We start from the raw sequence: 18082 nt of genomic DNA on the forward strand, positions 1-18082 counted from the left end.
GGTGTTACACCGTTTTCGAGTAGCGCAGCGGCTGCGGCGCGTCCGGCGTGGCGTTCGCGCGCGCCATGGTCAGGTAGCGGTCGAAGACCATGCAGATATTGCGGATCAGCAAGCGCCCTTTCGGCGTCACCGTCAGCCAGTCTTCCTCGATGACAAGCAAGCCGTCGCGCGCCAGTTCGCGCAGCTTTTCCAGCTCGGCGGCGAAGTAGCTGCGGAATTTGACGGGGTGCGCCTGCTCGATGGTGGCGATCGACAGTTCGAAATTGCACATCAGCATCTGGATGATGATACGGCGCAATAAATCGTCCGTATCGAGCTTGATGCCGCGCGCGATCGGCAGCACGCCTTCGTCGAGCTTTTCGTAGTAGGCGTCGAGCGTCTTTTCATTCTGGCTGTAGACGGCGCCGACGGAACTGATGGCCGACACGCCGCAGGCGATCAGGTCCGCTTCCGCGCGCGTCGAGTATCCCTGGAAATTGCGGTGCAGGCGGCCCTGGCGCTGCGCCACGGCCAGGTCGTCCGTGGGCTTGGCGAAATGGTCCATGCCGATGTAGACATAGCCGGCGGCCGTCAGGCGCGCGATGCACAGGCCCAGCATGGCCAGCTTGGTGGCGCTGTCGGGCATGTCGGCGTCGAGGATGCGGCGCTGCGGCTTGAACAAATGCGGCATGTGCGCGTAGTGGTACAGGGCGATGCGGTCGGGGCTGGCGGAAATGACCTTGCGCAAGGTTTCCGTCATCGTCTCCAGGCTTTGCTTGGGCAGGCCGTAGATCAGGTCGATGCTGATCGAGCGGAAACCGGCGTCGCGCGCCGCCTGCATGATGGCCACCGTTTCCGCTTCCGGCTGGATGCGGTTGACGGCTTTTTGCACGTCGGCGTCGAAATCCTGGACGCCCAGGCTGATGCGATTAAAACCTTGCGCGCGCAGGGAAAACACGCGTTCGCGCGACACGGTGCGCGGGTCGATCTCGATCGAATATTCGCCGTCCTCATCGGAAGCGAACTCGAAATGCTGGCGCAAATGCGCCATCAGCTCGTCCATCTGCTTTTCGCTCAGGTACGTGGGCGTGCCGCCGCCGAAGTGCAATTGCTCGATCTGGTTCATGCCGGCAAACAGCTTGCCCTGCATGGCGATTTCCTGCTTCAGATAGCTGAGATAGGTGGCGGCCTTGCTGCGGTCTTTCGTGATGATCTTGTTGCAGGCGCAGTAGTAGCACAGGGTGTCGCAGAATGGCACGTGCACGTACAGCGACAAGGGACGGCGGCCGCCGCGCATGCGCAGCGCGGCCAGCGCTTCGAGGAAATTGCCATAGCCAAAGTCGGCGTGAAAACGGTCGGCGGTCGGATACGACGTGTAGCGGGGGCCGGACTGGCTCATCTTGCCGATGATGACCGGGTCGAATTCGACGACCGCATCGAGTTCGGCGGAAGCACTGCTGAGTAGTGTAGGCATGATGTGTTTGTATGTCTTGAAAGGTTTAGGCTGCCAGGCGTTTCATGGCGGGTTTGCCGGCGTTCGCGGCGCCCGCAGCGCCCGATTTACCGCCAGGCATGGCGACGCGGCGCGGTGGCGGCATCTTGCCGAAATTGAACAGGCTCACGGCTTGCGACAGGCTGGCCGCCTCTTCCGCCAGGCGCGTGGCGGCCGCGGCGGCTTCTTCCACCAGGGCCGCGTTCTGCTGCGTCACCTGGTCCATGTGGGCGATGGCCTGGTTGACCTGGTCGACGCCGATGCTCTGTTCGCGCGAGGCGATGGAAATTTCCTGCATGATGGCCGTCACCTGCTTGACGGAGCCGACCACCTGCTCCATGGTGGCGCCCGCGCGGTTCACCTGCAGCATGCCGGCGCCCACCTTGCCGACGGAAATTTCGATCAACTGCTTGATGTCCTTGGCCGCCACGGACGAGCGCTGCGCCAGGTTGCGCACTTCGCCCGCCACCACGGCGAAGCCCCGGCCCTGCTCGCCGGCACGGGCCGCTTCCACGGCCGCGTTCAGGGCCAGGATGTTGGTCTGGAAGGCGATGCCTTCGATCAGGGCGATGATGTCGACGATCTTCTTCGACGAAGTGTTGATCTCGTCCATGGTGGTGATCACTTCGGCCACGATCTCGCCGCCCTGCACGGCCACTTTCGAGGCGGCCACGGCCAGTTCGTTGGCTTGCACGGAGTTGTCCGCGTTCTGTTTCACCGTCGACGAGAATTCCTCGATGCTCGAGGCCGTCTCTTCCAGGCTGGCCGCCTGCGATTCCGTGCGGCCCGACAAGTCCATATTGCCGACGGCGATTTGCTTGGTGGCCACGGCCATGGTTTCCACGTTGATGCGCACGTCGCGGATGGTGGCGATCAGGTTGCTGTTCATCTGTTGCAGCGCGCGCAGCAGCTGGCCCATTTCATCCGTGCTGTCCGTTTCAAAACTGCCCGACAGGTCGCCGGCGGCGATCGCCCGCGCGCCGTTCAGGGCCTTGCCCAGCGGCTTGAGCACGGACATGCGCAAGGTGTACCAGAGGAAGACGTTGATCAGGAAACCGAACAGGGTGGCGCCGAAGATGGCGTAATTGGTGATCTTGCCGCCACTGGCGAACAGGCTGATGACGCACACCAGCAACTGCAGGCAGTTGACGATGGAGGTGGCCGCCCAGATGCGCAGATTGAGCGACATGTGCGTCAGGTTGTGCAGCAGGTGCGCCAGGCCCGGGCGCACGATCTGCCCGTGCTTGATGACGATGTTGCCGCCTTCCTTGTTGCGGATGGCCGCGTAGGCTTCCTCGGCCGCCTTGACCTGGTCCTTGTCGGCTTTCACGCGCACCGACATGTAGCCGATGGTCTTGCCCGCTTCGCGGATGGGCGTGACGTTGGCACGCACCCAGTAGAAATCGCCGTTCTTGCAGCGGTTCTTGACCAGGCCCGTCCATGGCGTGCCCGCCTGGATCGAGGCCCACAGATCGGCAAACGCTTCGGCCGGCATGTCCGGATGGCGCACGATATTCTGGGGCGAACCGAGCAGCTCTGCCTCGCTGAAGCCGCTGACCTGGCTGAAGTAGGGATTCACGTACACGATATTGCCGTTCATATCCGTTTTCGACACGATGGCCTGATCGTCCAAGACGAGGACTTCACGGTTAGTCACTGGCAAATTTTGTCGCATGGTCGCGGCTTCCTGATCGGTTAAATGAGCAATTGGTAAGTAAGACTTGCACGATTGCAAGAATGGAGATCAGTGTAAGGAGTCGCCTGCGCAAATTTATTGATGTAGATCAAAATCCTCCAGATTGGTCGTGCTTGTACGCATTTAGCGATAGCAATGCGGCATTGTTTGAAAGGTACTGCTTGCCAGCGGCGGCTAATCCACGCCCGCCGTCAGCGGACGCAGCTTGCCCACGGCGTAGCCTTGCGCGTAGTCGACACCCAGTTCGCGGATGACGGCCAGGGTGGCGTCGTCTTCCACGTATTCGGCCACCGTTTTCAAGCCCATCACGTGGCCCACTTCATTGATGGCCTTGACCATGGCGCGGTTGATGGCGTTGCTGGCGATGTCGCGCACGAAGACGCCGTCGATCTTCAGGTAGTCGACGGGCAGCGCTTTCAGGTAGCCGAACGAGGAAAAGCCGCTGCCGAAGTCGTCGAGCGAGAAGCGGCAGCCCATGGCCTTGAGCTGGCGCATGAACACCTGCGCCTTCGGCAGGTTGGCGATGACGGCCGTTTCCGTGATTTCAAAGCAGATTTGCTCGGGCGCAATCGCAAATTGCACGAACTGTTCGGTGATGTAGTCGTGCAAGCCGGCATCGGCCAGCGACAGGCCCGACAGGTTGACGGAATACAGGGCCGGTGCGCGGCGCCGGCTTTCCGCCAGCGCATCGAGTGGCGGCAGGCTGTCGCGCACGCTCTGGATATGCGCGCAGACGGCGCGGATGACCCAGCGGTCGATGGACAGCATCATGTCGTAGCGTTCGGCGGCGGGGATGAAGGCGCCGGGCAGGATCAGATCGCCCTTGCTGTTGCGGATGCGGATCAGCACTTCGTCGTGGTGTTCCGGGCCGTCGTTCAGGTGCACGATGGGCATGGCATACAGGCGGAAATAATCGTGCGTGAACGCTTCGTTCAGGCGCGAGATCCACAGCATTTCGCCATGCCGCTGCGCCAGCATGACGTCCGATTCCTGGTAGACATGGATGCGGTTGCGGCCCTGCTCCTTGGCCAGGTAGCAGGCGCGGTCGGCGGCGCTCAGCAGCTCGCTCATGGACTTGCTGTCCTGGTTGATTTCCACGATGCCGATGCTCACGCCCAGCTCGAAGCTGCGTTCGTCCCAGGCGAAACGGAATTCGCGCACGGACTGGCGCAGCTGGTCGCCGATCTGGCGCGCGTGCCCGAGCGCGCAGTGGGGCAGCAGCACCCCCAGTTCGTCGCCGCCGAGGCGCGCCAGGATGTCGCTGTCGCGCATCCGCCCCTGCAGCATCTTGGCCAGCAGCTGCAGCAGCACGTCGCCGGCGCCGTGGCCGCAGGTGTCGTTGATGACCTTGAACTGGTCCAGGTCCAGGTACAGCAGCGCATGTACGTGGCCGGCCTGCTTGGCCGTGTGCAGGGCACCGGCCACCAGGTGTTCGAATTCGCGCCGGTTGATCAGGCCCGTCAGGGTGTCGTGCGAGGCTTGCCACGAGAGTTCCTGGCTCAGCTTGCGCTCGTGGCTGACGTCGCGGAACACGACGACGGCGCCAAGGATGTCGCCGTCGCTCGACCAGATGGGCGCGGCCGATTCCTCGATGGCGATGCGCCGCCCTTCGCGCGTGATCAGCTGCGAGTGGGGGGAAATGCCGATGGCCTGGCGCTGTTGCAGGCAGCGCATGGCCACGTGTTCGCGTGCTGCGCCCGTGCGTTCATCGGCCAGCGGCATGGTCAGGCCGATGTCCTGGCCTTGCGCCATGTCGTTGGTCCAGCCCGTCAATTGCTCGGCCACCCGGTTCAGGTAGCGCGTCTTGCCGTGCGGATCGGTGGTCATGACGCCGTCGGCGATGGAGCTGAGCGTCACTTCGGCCAGTTCCTTGCGTTCGGCGATCATCAGCTCGCGCGCCATGTGCTCGGTGATATCCCAGATGATGCCCAGGGTGCGTTCGGGATGCCCGGCGTCATCCATGAAGACGTGCGCCTTGGCCGACAGCCAGTGTTCGCTGTTGTCGGGCCAGATGACGCGGTATTGCAGGGCATAGCCGGCGCGCCGGCGTACGCCGTCCTGCAGCACGCTCAGCACCTTGTCGCGGTCGCTGGCGTGCACGCAGTCGAGAAAGACGCGGAACGGCTGCGTCAGCGGGCGCTCCTCCAGGCCCAGCAAGGCAGCGCCCTTGGCCGACCAGCTGACCGTGCCGTCGATGACCTGGCCATCGACGATGCGCGAATCCCAGATCGCCATGTGCGCCGCTTCCAGCGCCATCTGCAAACGTTTCTGTTGGTCGCCCATCATCCTCTCCCGACATGGATAAGGGATAGATGCGCCGCTGGTGCTTAAGTTCCCGGCAGCTCGGCGGGTGTGGTGGCCGAGGCGCGCGCCACGTCGCGCACATTCTTTTGCACGGCCACGGCGGCAAACAGGCTCAGCAGGAATGCCATCGCATAAAACCCTTTCTCGCTATTTTGCAGAGTAGCGTTCCACAGGCCGACAGTCAATAACAGCAAGGCCAGCAGCACGGAAATCCAGCACAGGCCAAAGTAAATCCCCGTCACGGCGATGCCTTCCGCGCGGTCGCGCACGGATTTTTGCAGCGAGATGGCGGCGAACAGGCCATACATGAGGATGGTGAAGTAATAGCCCTTCTCGTTGAGGGCCATCGTGGCGTTCCACAGGCCGGACAGGTAGGTGACGATGCCAATCAGCAATGCCGCCCAGGAAGCACCGATAAAGGCGCTGCTGGGGCGTGGGGCGGGGGAAGTCTGCATAGGGTCTCCATGGGCAGCGGGCGCCGCCGGCATGGCCGGGGCGGCAGGCACGGATGCGCCTGCCGCCTCATCAGACCAGAAAGTTTATTTGCCTGGCTTGATCATGCGCAACAAAGCCGACACGGCGGTGACGCCGGCCAGCACCAGACCGCCTGCGATCAGGCCGGCCACCGCATTGATCAGGCTGGGCGTGACGGCGGCCAGCACGGGGCCAATGCCGGCCACGCTGCCCACCGCTTCTTCCGCATGGTGCAGCATGGCGCTGGCCCACGGCCAGCCGTGCGTCAGGATGCCGCCGCCGACCATGAACATGGCCAGGGTGCCCACGACGGACAGGAATTTCATCAGTTTCGGCGCCGCCGACACGAGCATGCGGCCAAAGCCGCGCACGCCGTCCATCAGCGCGCCCGCACCCTTGCGCGCGGACAAATAAAAGCCCGCGTCATCGAGCTTGACGATGCCGGCCACCAGGCCATACACGCCCACCGTCATGATGATGGCGATGCCGACGACGACGGCCACCTGCTCGGCGAAGGTGGCCGCGGCCACCGTGCCCAGCGCGATGACGATGATTTCCGCCGACAAAATAAAATCGGTGCGGATGGCGCCCTTGATCTTGTCCTTTTCCAGGGCCACGAGGTCGACCTGCGGGTCGCGCAGCGCCTGCGCCAGCTCGGCCTTGTGGCTGTCGTCCGGGTGCAGGTATTTATGCGCGATCTTTTCGAAACCCTCGAAGCACAGGTAGGCGCCGCCCACCATCAGCAGCGGCGTGATGGCCCACGGCGCAAACGCGCTGATGGCCAGCGCGGCGGGCACGAGGATGGCCTTGTTCTTCAGCGAACCGACGGCGACGGCCCAGACGACGGGCAGTTCGCGCTCGGCGCGCACGCCGGCCACCTGCTGCGCGTTCAGTGCCAGGTCGTCGCCGAGCACGCCGGCCGTCTTCTTGGCGGCCACCTTGGTCATCAGGGAAACGTCATCGAGGATGCTGGCGATGTCGTCGAGCAGGGCCAGCAGGCTGGAACCGGCCATCTCAGCGCGCTCCCACGGTAGCGGCAGGAAATTGTGGAGCGAGGAAAGTGTTGTTTTTCATGATGTTATTCTTGGTTGTACGGCAAGGAACGATGTGGCTAAGGCGTGACAGCGATCTTACCTCAGGGCGGGCCGGCAGGGCCGCACCGACCGGGTTAAAATTGCTCATCGTCACCATTTTTTGGACACCGCATGCATTTCGCCACCTGGATCACCTTTGTCATCGCCGCTTCCATCATCGCCGTCTCGCCCGGATCGGGCGCCGTGCTGTCGATGTCGCACGGCCTGTCGTACGGGGTCAGAAAGGCCAGCGCCACGATTCTGGGCCTGCAGCTGGGGCTGCTGGTGGTGCTGGGCATCGCCGGCGCCGGCGTCGGTTCCCTGCTGCTGGCCTCGGAAGTGGCGTTCAATATCGTCAAGACGGTGGGCGCCTTGTACCTGATCTATCTGGGCCTGTCGCAATGGCGCGCCAAGGTGGCGGTGACGGGCGACCTGCATGCGGACGCCGTGGTGCCTTCCATGGGCCGGCGCGTGCTGACGGGCTTTCTGACCAACGTGACGAATCCGAAGGGCATTATTTTCATGGTGGCGGTATTGCCGCAATTCATCAGTCCGGCAGCGCCGCTGTTGCCGCAGCTGCTGATCCTGGCCGTCACCATGTGCACGATCGATCAGATCGTCATGCACAGCTACGCTTTTCTCGCCTCGTCGATGCAGCGCTTTTTCCGCGACGCGCGCGCCGTGAAAAAGCAGAACCGCTTCTTTGGCGGCTTGCTGATGGCCGTCGGCGCTGCCCTGTTCTTCGTCAAGCGCGGTGGCCAGGCGGCATCCTGAGCGAGATGAATATGCAAACATTTGTAAGCCCGCTTGCGATGCCGGCACTATGCGGATGTAATCGGTAGCATGTCTTCCTTGTAAGTCCTGCCTGGAGCGCTGCCATGCGTCCTACCCTGTCCTTCCCCCTCCTGAACACCGTGTGCGCCGTGCTGCTGTCGTCGGCGTGCGCCTTCGCCCTGGCGCAGGACCCGCCCGCCCGCGTGGGCCGCATTTCCACCGTCGAAGGGCAGGTGCTGGTGCGCGCCGGCGATGGCGAGGCGCAAAACGCCCTCTTGAACTGGCCCGTCACGACGGATAACCGTTTGAGCACCCTGCGCGGCGCGCTGGCGGAATTTCGCGTGGGCGCGGCGGCCGTGCGGCTCGATGGCGATTCCGAGCTGGAGGTGAGCGAGCTCGATGACGACAGTTTCAAGCTGCACCTCGGCTATGGCACGGTCAGCGTGCGCGTGCGCAATCCCGATGCGCTGCACGGCTTCGAGCTGACCACGGCCCAGGCCCGCGTGATCCTGACCCAGCCGGGCTGGGTGCGCATCGAGGCGGGGCGCCAGCCCGGCACCAGCGTCGTCAGCGTGCTCGAAGGCGCGGCCGACGTGGATGGCGCGACGGGCAGCGTGACCTTGCGTGCCGGCAAGCGCGCCGAGCTGACGGACGAGGAATTGCGCACGGGCGCCGTGCAGCGCGTGGCGTTCGACAACTGGCCCGAAGCCTTGCCCGCCGCCGCGCCGGCCTTGCGTTATCTCACGGACGATACGACAGGTTATGAAGAGCTGGACCGCTACGGCGCCTGGCAGGAGGACGCGCAATACGGACCCCTGTGGCTGCCGAGCAGCGTGCCGGCCGGCTGGGCACCGTATAGCGACGGGCGCTGGACGTGGATCGCGCCGTGGGGCTGGACCTGGGTCGACAATGCGCCGTGGGGTTACGCGCCCTCGCATTACGGCCGCTGGGTGCTGTTGGGCCACCGCTGGGGCTGGGCGCCGGGCCGCGAGCGCGTGCGCGCGCCCTGGGCGCCGGCCCTGGTGGGCTGGGTCGGCGGCAACCACTGGCAGCAGCACGGCCAGCGGCCGGGGCCCGGTGTCGGCTGGTTCCCCCTGTCGCCGCACGACCGCTATGTGCCCGGCTACCGCGCCAGCGCGGACTATGAACGCCGCATCAACCGCGTCGCCGAGGGTCGCCGCCCGATCATGGGTGAGCGGGGTGAGCGCGAACGGCGCGAAGGCATGACGATGCTGCCGGGCGAACGTTTTGGCGGCGCGCGCACGGTCGACGTGCCGCGCCGCAACCGCACCACCATGCCGCCGCCCGTCATGCAAAGCTTGCCGCTGAGCACGGCGCCCGCGCCGGCCGGCAACTGGCAGCGTCCTGCTGAGGCGCCGCGCGGCGACCGGGAGCCCCGGCGCGACTGGGTCAACCGCCCTGGCCGTTTGCAGACGGACGATGGCCAGACGCACCTGGCGCCGCGTCCCATGCCGCCGGGCCGCCCGCCCGTGCCGGCGCAGCCGCAGCAGCCGCCCGTGCCGCAACAGCCCGTGATGCCCGCGATGCCGGCCTTGCCACCGGTGCAAGACCATGTGGCCCGTCCCGGCTGGCGCGGCGAGGAGCGCCCCCGCGCCGACTTGCCCCGCGCCGAACGGCCGCAGCCGCGCCCTGTCATCGAGCGTCCTGCCGAGGCGCCGCGTCCGGACGGCAACCGCTGGGAGCGCGCAGAGCGTGGTGAGCGTGGCCCCCGCCGCGAAGTGCTGCAGACGGCGCCCCCGCCATCCTTGCCGGCCCCGCCGCCCGTTGTGCAGCCGCGCCCCGCGCCGCCGCCGATGCCGGCCCCTGCCGCGCGTCCGCCCCAGGAGGCGCGCAGTGCCGAGCGTCCCAATCCGCCCCGTGAGCGCAACAATGACCGAGGCAATGAGCGCGGCAATCCCGGCCGCAACAGCCGGCTGCAGCCGGAAGCGGAGCGCTGAGGACGGCGGCGTTCCCGTCTGTCGCGCCGTATCGACGTTCAAGCCGCAAAATGCGCAGTTCGTCACATGCCGGAGGTAAAGCCGCCGTATTTTGCTTACAGTACGACCACTGCTTATCCTCCAAGTGACAGCATCGACTTTTCCGGCTATTTTGTCTAAACGAAATAGTTTTCCGCCAGCTTACCCAGCTGGCTTTTTTTTTGCGCCAGGCCGGCGCCATGGCGGCGGGCGCATGCACCCTCAAAGTTGGCTACAATACGTCTTTATGCAGCCGCCGCGCGCTATGCGTGGCGCCGCCTGTTCTGACCGGCACTGATTGGATTTCCTATGCAAACCACCCCACCGACCGAAGTGACGATTCCTCCCAGCGAATCGCTGATCGAATACCCGAGCGACTTTCCCATCAAGATCATGGGCCCGACCCATGTCGATTTCGCGCCAACCATGCTCGAACTGGTCATCAGCCACGATCCCACCTTCCATGCGGGCCGCATGGAAGAGCGTCCATCGGGCAAGGGCAATTACACGGGCCTGACCGTCACCGTGCGCGCCATCAGCCGCGAGCAGCTCGACGCCCTGTACATGGCGCTGTCGGGCCACCCGATGGTGAAGATCGTCATGTAAGGCTGGCTGCCGCCACGCTGGCCCGGCTCTTCGTGAGCAGCCAGACGGCGGCAAAGGCGCCGCTGGCCGCCGCCGTCACCCACAGCAGCGGTTTTTCGCTGCCGTCCGTGATGGCGGCGATGACGGCGCCGCAGGCGGCCGTGATCGCCATCTGCACGAAGAAGAACAGGCCCGAGGCGCTGCCCGCCTGGGCGCCATACGGCTGCAGCACGGCCAGCTGGCAGGCGGGAATCGCCATGCCCACCGACACCATCACCAGCAGCATGGGCGCCACCAGCGAGGCCACATGCTGCGGCGCCAACGTACCGGCCAGCAACAAGCTGGCCGCGCCCGCCACATTCAGCAGCACCGCCACGCCCAGCATGTGATCGGCGCCCAGGCGCGGTCCCAGCGCGCGGAACAGGCTCGACCCCGCGATATAGCCGCTCACCGTCAGCCCGAACACCAGCGCATACGCGCCGGGCGACAGGTGCATGCCCCTTTGCAACAGCACGGACGATTCCGCGATGAAGGGGAAATACGTGCAATACACACAACCGATGGCCAGCGCATAGCGCAGGAAATACGCGTCGCCCAGCAGGCGGCGGTACAGCGCCAGGGTATTTCCTTGTGGCACGACGCTGGCCGGTTTGGTTTCGGGCACCCAGGCGGCGATCAGCCACAGCGACAGCGCGCCCAGCAGGCACAGCATGCCAAACACGGCGCGCCAGCCGAACGCCGCGTCGAGCACGCTGCCGGCCAGCGGCGCCAGGATCGGCGACAGGCCCATCGCCATCGAGATTTTCCCCAGCATGCGCGCCTGCGTGGCGGGGTCGAAGCGGTCGCGCACCATGACCCGGCCGATGATGGTGCCGCTGCAGCCGCCGAACGCCTGCAGCACGCGCGCGGCGATCAGCACGTGCACATCGCTGGTGAAGGTGCAGACGATGCTGGCGAGCACAAAAATGCCCGTGCCGGCCAGCAGCACGGGCCGGCGTCCGTAGCGGTCGGCCAGCGGCCCGCAAGCGAGCATCGAGGCGGCCGAGCCGGCCATGAACAGGCTCAGGGTCAGTTGTAACTGGGCATCGCTGGCATGCAGGGCATCGGCCATGGCCGGCAGCGAAGGGAGATAGATGTCGATGCTGATGCGCGACAGGCAGACCAGCAGCAGCACGATGCCGCCCCAGGCCCATAAAGCGATGTGTTTCTGCATTGTTTTACACGATCCTTGCAAACGTGCGCCCCGCTGGCGCACCGGAACGGTGAGAGTAGGATGGTTGTGGTGTAATGCGAAGTGCCACTCATCAGAAAACGCATTGGACCACTTGGACGATCATTATTATGCCGCGAGGAAAATCACCGCACGCCCTGGACTTGCCTCGTCCCACCAGCTGGCTCGACAAGGCGGGCGTCAACAAGCAGGATGGCGCGTATGAAGCGCTGCGCTCGGCCATCCTGACGAAGATGCTGCCGGCGGGCAGCCGGCTGCCATCGAGCCGTACCCTGGCCGAGCGGTGGGAGTTGTCGCGCGGCACCATCGAAACCGTGTTCGACCGCCTGCATGCGGAAGCGTACGTGACGCGCGTGCCCGGCTCCGGCACACGCGTGTGCGCCGTGGTGCCGGAACGCTTCCTGATGGCGGGTTTCGGCGACACCGCCCCGGCCGCGCCGGCCAGCGTGCCCGCGCCCGCCTCGGACACGGGCGTGCGCGACGGCTTGCCCTTCGTGGCGCGGCGCGCCGATGCCAGCCTGTTTCCCATGGCCGCCTGGTCCAAGTGCGCCACGCGGGCGCTGGCCACCGCCACGCCGGAGCAGCTGTGCAGCGCCGATCCGGCCGGCTTGCCCCAGCTGCGCCAGCAGATCGCCGACTTCCTCGCCAAGTACCGCGGCATCCGCTGCGATCCGCAAGACATTGTCGTTACCACCGGCATCCGCCATGCGATCGACTTGCTGGCGCGCGGCATCGTGCGCGATGGCGACAAGGTGTGCCTGGAAGAACCCGGGTACCCGGCCGCGCGCGCCCTGTTCGCCCTGGCCGGCGCCGTGCCCGTGGATATTGCCGTCGACGCCGAGGGCATCGATTGCGCCGCCTTGGCCGCGCACGCGGATGCCTGCCTCGCCTACGTGACGCCGGCGCACCAGTCGCCGCTGGGCGTGACCATGTCCGTCACGCGCCGCCTGGCCTTGCTGGAATGGGCGAATGACAGCGGCGCCTGGGTGGTGGAAGACGATTACGACAGCGAATTCAATTACCACAGCGCCCCGCTGGCGGCCCTGAAGGCGCTGGACCAGTACCAGCGCGTGATTTACTGTGGCAGTTTTAATAAGACCCTGTTTGCCGGCCTGCGCGTGGGTTTCATGGTGCTGCCGCCCGCCCTGCGCCCGCAGTTGCTGCGCATCGTGCAGTTGACGGGCAGGTCCGTGGGCGTGACGGAACAGCTGGCGCTGGCCGCCTGGATGGAGGAAGGCGCCTTCGTGCGCCATCTGCGCCAGGCCAGGCTGGCCTACAAGGAGCGGCGCGACCTGCTGCTGGCCTGCCTCGAGCAGCTTGCCCCCGGGCGTTACACGATTTCCGGCCAGCAGGCGGGCTTTCATTGCGTGCTGTGGCTGCCGCCCGATGGGGACGAACGGGCGTTTTGCGCGCGCGCCGCGCAGGAGGGTCTGGCCCTGCAGCCGCTCGGCGATTTTTGCCACAGCGCCAGGCTGGCGCCGGCCGTGCTGCTCGGTTACACGGCCCTGAGCCTGGCCCAGGTGCGCTACGCTGCACAAAAATTGGGCAGATTGCTGCTGTGGCCTGCGTCCTTGGCTGAATGAAACGGCGGCCTGGCTTATAATCACGGCTTCGCCGCAGCGTCCGCAGGGCGCCGGCAGCTGATTACAGAATCTGTCATGACCACCACCCGCACCGAAACGGCGCTGATCCGCGAGCTGGGCCGCGTCGATTACGAGCCGACCTTTGCCGCCATGCGCGCCTTTACCGACGCGCGTACGACGGACACGCGCGACGAACTGTGGATCGTTGAGCATCCGCCCGTATTTACTTTGGGCCTGGCGGCCGACCGCGGCCATCTGCTGGCCGGCGCGGACGCGATCCCCGTGGTGCAGACGGACCGGGGTGGCGAAGTGACGTTCCACGGCCCCGGCCAGGTGGTGATTTATCTGCTGATGGACTTGCGTCGCAACAAGCCGGGCGGCAAGCTGTATGCGCGCCAGTTCGTGCATAAAATCGAGCAAGCCATCATCAACGTGCTGGCGGCGTATAATCTCGCTGGCGAGCGCATCGATGGCGCGCCTGGCATCTATATCGCCGGCGGACCAAGCAAGGGTGCGAAGATCGCCGCGCTGGGATTGAAAGTGCGCGGCAACGGCTGCACCTACCATGGCGTATCGCTCAACGTGGCGATGGACCTGGCACCGTTTTCCTGGATTAACCCGTGCGGCTATTCCGGCCTGAAGACGGTGGACATGCGCAGCATGGGCGTCGTGGCGCCGCTGGCCGAGGTGCAGCGGGCCCTGGCCCATGAATTGACCGTATTACTCGATGTAAGCGAAGTAAACAGCGCCGCAGGCGCGCCTCAGGCAGCGGATGCCTGAGCAAACAAACCAAACTTTGCCCCTCAAGGGCTTGCAGCCATGACTTCTGAGACCATTTCCAGCACCGCCCCCGCCGCTCCCGCCTACAACCCGAGCGAAAAGCAAAAAGGCGCCAGCAAGACTTCGCGCATCCCGATCAAGATCGTCCCGATCGAACAGATCGAGCGCCTGAAAAAGCCGGACTGGATCCGCGTCAAGGCCGCCTCGGCATCGACCCGGTTCTATGAAATCAAGGACATCCTGCGCGAAAACAAGCTCGTCACCGTGTGCGAGGAAGCCAGCTGCCCGAATATCGGCGAATGCTTCGGCAAGGGCACGGCCACCTTCATGATCATGGGCGACAAGTGCACGCGCCGCTGCCCGTTCTGCGACGTCGGCCACGGCCGTCCGGACCCGCTGGACAAGGAAGAGCCGGCCAACCTGTCGAAAACCATCGCCAAGTTGCGCCTGAACTACGTCGTCATCACCTCCGTCGACCGCGATGACTTGCGCGACGGCGGCGCCGGCCATTTCGTCGAGTGCATCCAGCAGACGCGCGCCCTGTCGCCGAACACCCGCATCGAAGTGCTGGTGCCGGACTTCCGCGGCCGCCTGGAAAAAGCCTTGAATCTGTTCAAGGATGGCTTGCCTGACGTCATGAACCACAACCTGGAAACGGCGCCGCGCCTGTACAAGGAAGCGCGTCCCGGCTCCGACTACATGCACTCGCTGAAACTGCTGAAGGATTTCAAGGCCATGTACCCGGACGTGAAGACCAAGTCCGGCATCATGGTGGGCCTGGGCGAGACGGACGAGGAAATCCTGCAAGTCATGCGCGACATGCGCGAGCACGACATCGACATGCTGACCATCGGCCAGTACCTGGCGCCATCGAACAGCCACTTGCCCGTGCGCCGCTACGTGCACCCGGACGTGTTCAAGATGTTCGAGGAAGAAGCCTATAAAATGGGCTTCACCCACGCCGCCGTGGGCGCCATGGTGCGCAGCTCGTACCACGCGGATGAACAGGCGCACAGCGCCGGCGTGGAATCGGCGCTGAATTTCTAAGCATCTTGCGCCGTATCAAGCCGCCCGCTGCAAAGCCGGGCGGCTTTTTTTTGCCTGTTCGTATCGTGTCCACCTCATGCGGCTGAGCGTCCTATACTGGCATGCTGGAAAAGCATGGTTGACGAATAAGCTATGAGGTGACGCATGGACGTACGCATCGACGCATCGTGGAAGGCGCGGCTGGAGGGCGAGTTCACCCAGCCCTACTGGGAGCGCCTGGCCGCCTTCGTGAAGGAAGAGTACGCGGCGGGGCCGTGTTTTCCGCCGGGTAAATACATTTTTCGCGCCTTCGACCTGACGCCATTCGAGCAAGTCAAAGTCGTGATCCTGGGGCAAGACCCGTATCACACGCCGGGCGCCGCCATGGGGCTGTGCTTTTCGATTCCCGAAGGCACGCCGCCGCAGCCGAGCCTGCAGAATATCTTCAAGGAATTACAGAGCGACGTGGGCGTGGTGCGCACGCGCACGGATTTGTCCGATTGGGCGCAGCAAGGCGTGTTCTTGCTCAACAGCGTGCTGACGGTGCGCGCGGGAGCGGCCGGTTCGCATGCGGCCAAGGGATGGGAAAAGCTGACGGACAGCGCCATCGGCCACCTGTCCGCCGAGCGCGAACATCTCGTGTTCATCCTGTGGGGCGGCTATGCGCAAGCCAAGCGCACCCTGATCGACCCCGGCAAGCACCTGGTGCTGACGGCGCCCCACCCTTCGCCCTTGTCGGCCAGCAAAGGTTTCTTTGGCAGCAAGCCGTTCAGCCAGGCGAATGCCTACCTGCAGGCGCACGACCAGGCGGCCATCGCCTGGGGATAAGGCATGGCACGGGACGGCAACCGACAGCGGCAGGCGTTGCTCCCTGCCGCTGTCTTCGCGCGTAACGGTGGTAACGGTTAAAAACTGGTCGACAGGCCGGCATAAATGCTGCGGCGGGCGCCATACTGCGGCGCTCCCACGCCCACGCCGGAACCGTCGCGCAGCAGATACGACTTGTCGAACAGGTTGATCAGGGCCAGCCGTCCTTCCACCTTGCCCACCGGCGTGTTCTTCCACGTGTGCGTGAGCGCCGTGTTGACGGTGAAGTAACTCGGCAAATGGCCGGAATTCGGTGCGCCGCCATCCGGCGTCATGCGCAGCCCGCTGCCGTAGAGGAAGTCAGCGCTCACTTGCGAGTCGCCGAAGTGATAGTGGCCGCCACCGGACAGCGTGTATTTCTGGTCATGATCGAGGTAGACATAGTGTGTGCTGATGTAGTTCAACTCATCGGCGCCAAACAGGGCTTGCCCCGAATTGATGTTGCGGCCCTGCGCCTTTTGCGTGCTGGCGTTGAGGAACAGGCCCCAGTTTTTCTCGCTGTAGATGGCGGACAATTCCAGGCCCTTGGCGTAGCCGTCCGCATAGTTGAACGGCGTCAGGATCAACGCCTGGCCGAACTGGCCTTCGTCGAGCAGGTTGTTGATCTTTTTATAGTACACATCGGCCGTCACGGTCAGTTTCGAATTGACCTGGTGGCTGATGCCCACGTCGTAGTAGTGCGTGCGCTCGGACTTGACGTTGTCGGACTGGCCGATTTCCGGCGCATTCGTCGTGTTCGCATACAGGTCGATGCTGGCTTGCGCCGCCAGTTCCTGCGGCGGCGGCGTGAAGTAGCGCGAGTAGCCCGCGTGCAGGGCCGTCCCTGGCGCGATCTGGTACGCCAGGTTGACGCGCGGGCTCCATTGCTGCTCGCTCGTGTAGGCCGAGACCTTGTCGAAGCGGGCGCCGTAGTTCAGGGTCAGCGGTTTGCTGATATGCCATTCATCCTGCAGGTAGACACTGGCCAGGGTGCCCGTCTTGCCGCTGTTGTCCAGGATGCTGACCGGCGTGGTGGCGGTTTGCGCGCCGTCCAGCGCCGGGAAGACGGCCACCGTGTTGTCGCTCGTTGTCTTCTGGCGCGTGTAGGCCAGGCCCGCGCGCACGGTGTGGTCTTGGTGCAGCTTGTAGCTGATGTCGAATTGAAAGCCGGAGGCGCTGTTCGCGCGGCGCGAGTCCGAGGCCACGCCGTTGTAGATCAGGTCGCCGATGGCGTCGGGCGTGAAGTGCAGTTCCGAATACTGGTGGAAGGCCGACACCTGGTAATTGACGTCGCCCAGGCTCTTTTGCAGCGACAGCACGAGGAAGCGGTTCACTTCGCGCTGGTTTTCATTCAGCTGCGATGAAGCGATGCTGGCCGTGCCCGCCTGCGCGTCGCTGTGGCCGGCCAAGCTGAATGCCGGCGCCTGGTCCGGGTTGTTCGGGATCTGGAAGCGGCCGTTATACGTGCCGAACATGGCGCCCAGGCGGGTATTGTCATCGAGGAAATACGACAGGCTGCCGAACGATTTATTCTGGCGCGTCTTGTCGTGCAGGGCGCTGCGCGTGGCTTGCGGGTTTTCCACGCCCAGTGCATTGCCCAGATAGCTGCCGGACAGGTAGTAATTGAATTTGCCCACGCTGCCGAAAAATTCGGCACTCGGCTCCACGTGGTCGTGGCTGCCGACCATGACGCCGATGCGTCCGCCCGGCGTCATGCCGCCCTCCTTCGTTTCAATATCGACGATGCCGGCCGTGCGCAGGCCGAACTGGGCCGGCAAGGCGCCCGTCATGAAATCCGTCTTGTCGATCAATCGCGTGTCGATCGACTGGCCGAAGCCGCTGATGCTTTCAGGCAACTGCACGCCATTGATGCGGTATTGCACGTTGGCATGGTCGTCGCGCACGTGCAAAGCACCGGAACCCTTCGAATCCTGCGACACGCCCGGCAGGCGCAGCAGCACTTCATTGAACGGCGTGTTGTCGCCCTGGCCCAGCATGTCGACCATATGGCTGTCGATGCTGTAGATGGTGGTGCCGACTTTTGGCGACAGTTCGATGCGCGCGCTTTTCAGATGGGCGGAGGTGACCTCGACCTTTTGCATTTCTGGCGGGGCGGCATCGGTACTGGCTTCGGCAGGCTCGGCGGCATGGGCGGAAACGGTAAACAGGCTGGCAAGGGCGAGCGACAGCGCGCTCAGGCGTGGTGTGTGTTGCATGGTAAACCTCGAAAATAGTCAACGCCAGGCGGCCCGGCGCGCATCAA

14 protein-coding genes are annotated in these 18082 nt (G+C 64.7%); 7 read left to right on the forward strand and 7 right to left on the reverse strand.

Annotated elements, in window-relative coordinates:
• Nucleotides 1-4: 4 nt before the first annotated feature.
• The 5 genes from hemN to ACQ4WQ_RS15795 all read right to left on the reverse strand — a co-directional run bounded on the left by hemN (nucleotide 5) and on the right by ACQ4WQ_RS15795 (nucleotide 6958).
• Nucleotides 5-1453: an oxygen-independent coproporphyrinogen III oxidase gene (gene hemN, locus ACQ4WQ_RS15775; protein WP_326459186.1), complete on the reverse strand. Its 1449-nt coding sequence runs from the start codon at nucleotides 1451-1453 to the stop codon at nucleotides 5-7.
• Between the two features lie 25 nt (nucleotides 1454-1478).
• Entirely contained in the window at nucleotides 1479-3146 is a 1668-nt protein-coding gene (locus ACQ4WQ_RS15780; RefSeq protein ID WP_046681770.1) for a methyl-accepting chemotaxis protein, read from the reverse strand.
• Nucleotides 3147-3341: 195 nt separating this feature from the next.
• A complete protein-coding gene (locus ACQ4WQ_RS15785) occupies nucleotides 3342-5453 on the reverse strand; it encodes an EAL domain-containing protein (protein ID WP_436498259.1) in 2112 nt (703 codons plus the stop codon).
• A gap of 41 nt (nucleotides 5454-5494) precedes the next feature.
• Nucleotides 5495-5926: an inner membrane protein YiaA gene (gene yiaA / locus ACQ4WQ_RS15790; RefSeq protein WP_436498261.1), complete on the reverse strand. Its 432-nt coding sequence runs from the start codon at nucleotides 5924-5926 to the stop codon at nucleotides 5495-5497.
• Between the two features lie 84 nt (nucleotides 5927-6010).
• Complete coding sequence (locus tag ACQ4WQ_RS15795; RefSeq protein WP_046681768.1) at nucleotides 6011-6958, reverse strand: DUF808 domain-containing protein; 948 nt, start codon at nucleotides 6956-6958, stop codon at nucleotides 6011-6013.
• A 192-nt stretch (nucleotides 6959-7150) separates the two neighbouring features.
• Here ACQ4WQ_RS15795 and ACQ4WQ_RS15800 point away from each other — a divergent pair, with 192 nt between their 5' ends.
• From ACQ4WQ_RS15800 to ACQ4WQ_RS15810, 3 genes are all read left to right on the forward strand, one after another.
• Entirely contained in the window at nucleotides 7151-7792 is a 642-nt protein-coding gene (locus tag ACQ4WQ_RS15800; RefSeq protein ID WP_326459189.1) for a LysE family transporter, read from the forward strand.
• A gap of 104 nt (nucleotides 7793-7896) precedes the next feature.
• Nucleotides 7897-9750, forward strand: coding sequence for a DUF6600 domain-containing protein (locus tag ACQ4WQ_RS15805; RefSeq protein ID WP_436498264.1), 1854 nt, complete (start codon nucleotides 7897-7899; stop codon nucleotides 9748-9750).
• Nucleotides 9751-10077: 327 nt separating this feature from the next.
• Nucleotides 10078-10374, forward strand: coding sequence for a DUF493 family protein (locus tag ACQ4WQ_RS15810; protein WP_070257888.1), 297 nt, complete (start codon nucleotides 10078-10080; stop codon nucleotides 10372-10374).
• On the opposite strand, the gene ACQ4WQ_RS15815 is transcribed toward ACQ4WQ_RS15810, so the two are convergent.
• Nucleotides 10367-11566: a multidrug effflux MFS transporter gene (locus ACQ4WQ_RS15815; protein ID WP_436498266.1), complete on the reverse strand. Its 1200-nt coding sequence runs from the start codon at nucleotides 11564-11566 to the stop codon at nucleotides 10367-10369. The genes ACQ4WQ_RS15810 and ACQ4WQ_RS15815 overlap by 8 nt on opposite strands.
• 128 nt (nucleotides 11567-11694) lie before the next feature.
• On the opposite strand from ACQ4WQ_RS15815, the gene pdxR reads away from it, so the two are divergent.
• From pdxR to ung, 4 genes are all read left to right on the forward strand, one after another.
• Nucleotides 11695-13167 carry a MocR-like pyridoxine biosynthesis transcription factor PdxR gene (gene pdxR, locus ACQ4WQ_RS15820; protein WP_436498268.1) on the forward strand — a complete coding sequence of 491 codons (1473 nt, stop codon included), beginning with the start codon at nucleotides 11695-11697 and terminating at the stop codon, nucleotides 13165-13167.
• A gap of 75 nt (nucleotides 13168-13242) precedes the next feature.
• On the forward strand, nucleotides 13243-13947 hold the full coding sequence (gene lipB, locus ACQ4WQ_RS15825) for a lipoyl(octanoyl) transferase LipB (protein ID WP_326459872.1): 705 nt from the start codon (nucleotides 13243-13245) through the stop codon (nucleotides 13945-13947).
• Nucleotides 13948-13986: 39 nt separating this feature from the next.
• Complete coding sequence (gene lipA / locus ACQ4WQ_RS15830) at nucleotides 13987-14994, forward strand: lipoyl synthase (RefSeq protein WP_326459871.1); 1008 nt, start codon at nucleotides 13987-13989, stop codon at nucleotides 14992-14994.
• A 144-nt stretch (nucleotides 14995-15138) separates the two neighbouring features.
• Nucleotides 15139-15801, forward strand: a complete 663-nt coding sequence (gene ung / locus ACQ4WQ_RS15835; protein ID WP_326459870.1) for a uracil-DNA glycosylase — start codon at nucleotides 15139-15141, stop codon at nucleotides 15799-15801.
• 77 nt (nucleotides 15802-15878) lie between these two features.
• On the opposite strand, the gene ACQ4WQ_RS15840 is transcribed toward ung, so the two are convergent.
• On the reverse strand, nucleotides 15879-18035 hold the full coding sequence (locus ACQ4WQ_RS15840; protein ID WP_436498271.1) for a TonB-dependent receptor: 2157 nt from the start codon (nucleotides 18033-18035) through the stop codon (nucleotides 15879-15881).
• Nucleotides 18036-18082: the final 47 nt, after the last annotated feature.

This window comes from Janthinobacterium goodfellowi, from assembly GCF_051380695.1.
In the GTDB taxonomy this organism is placed as follows: Bacteria; Pseudomonadota; Gammaproteobacteria; order Burkholderiales; family Burkholderiaceae_D; genus Janthinobacterium.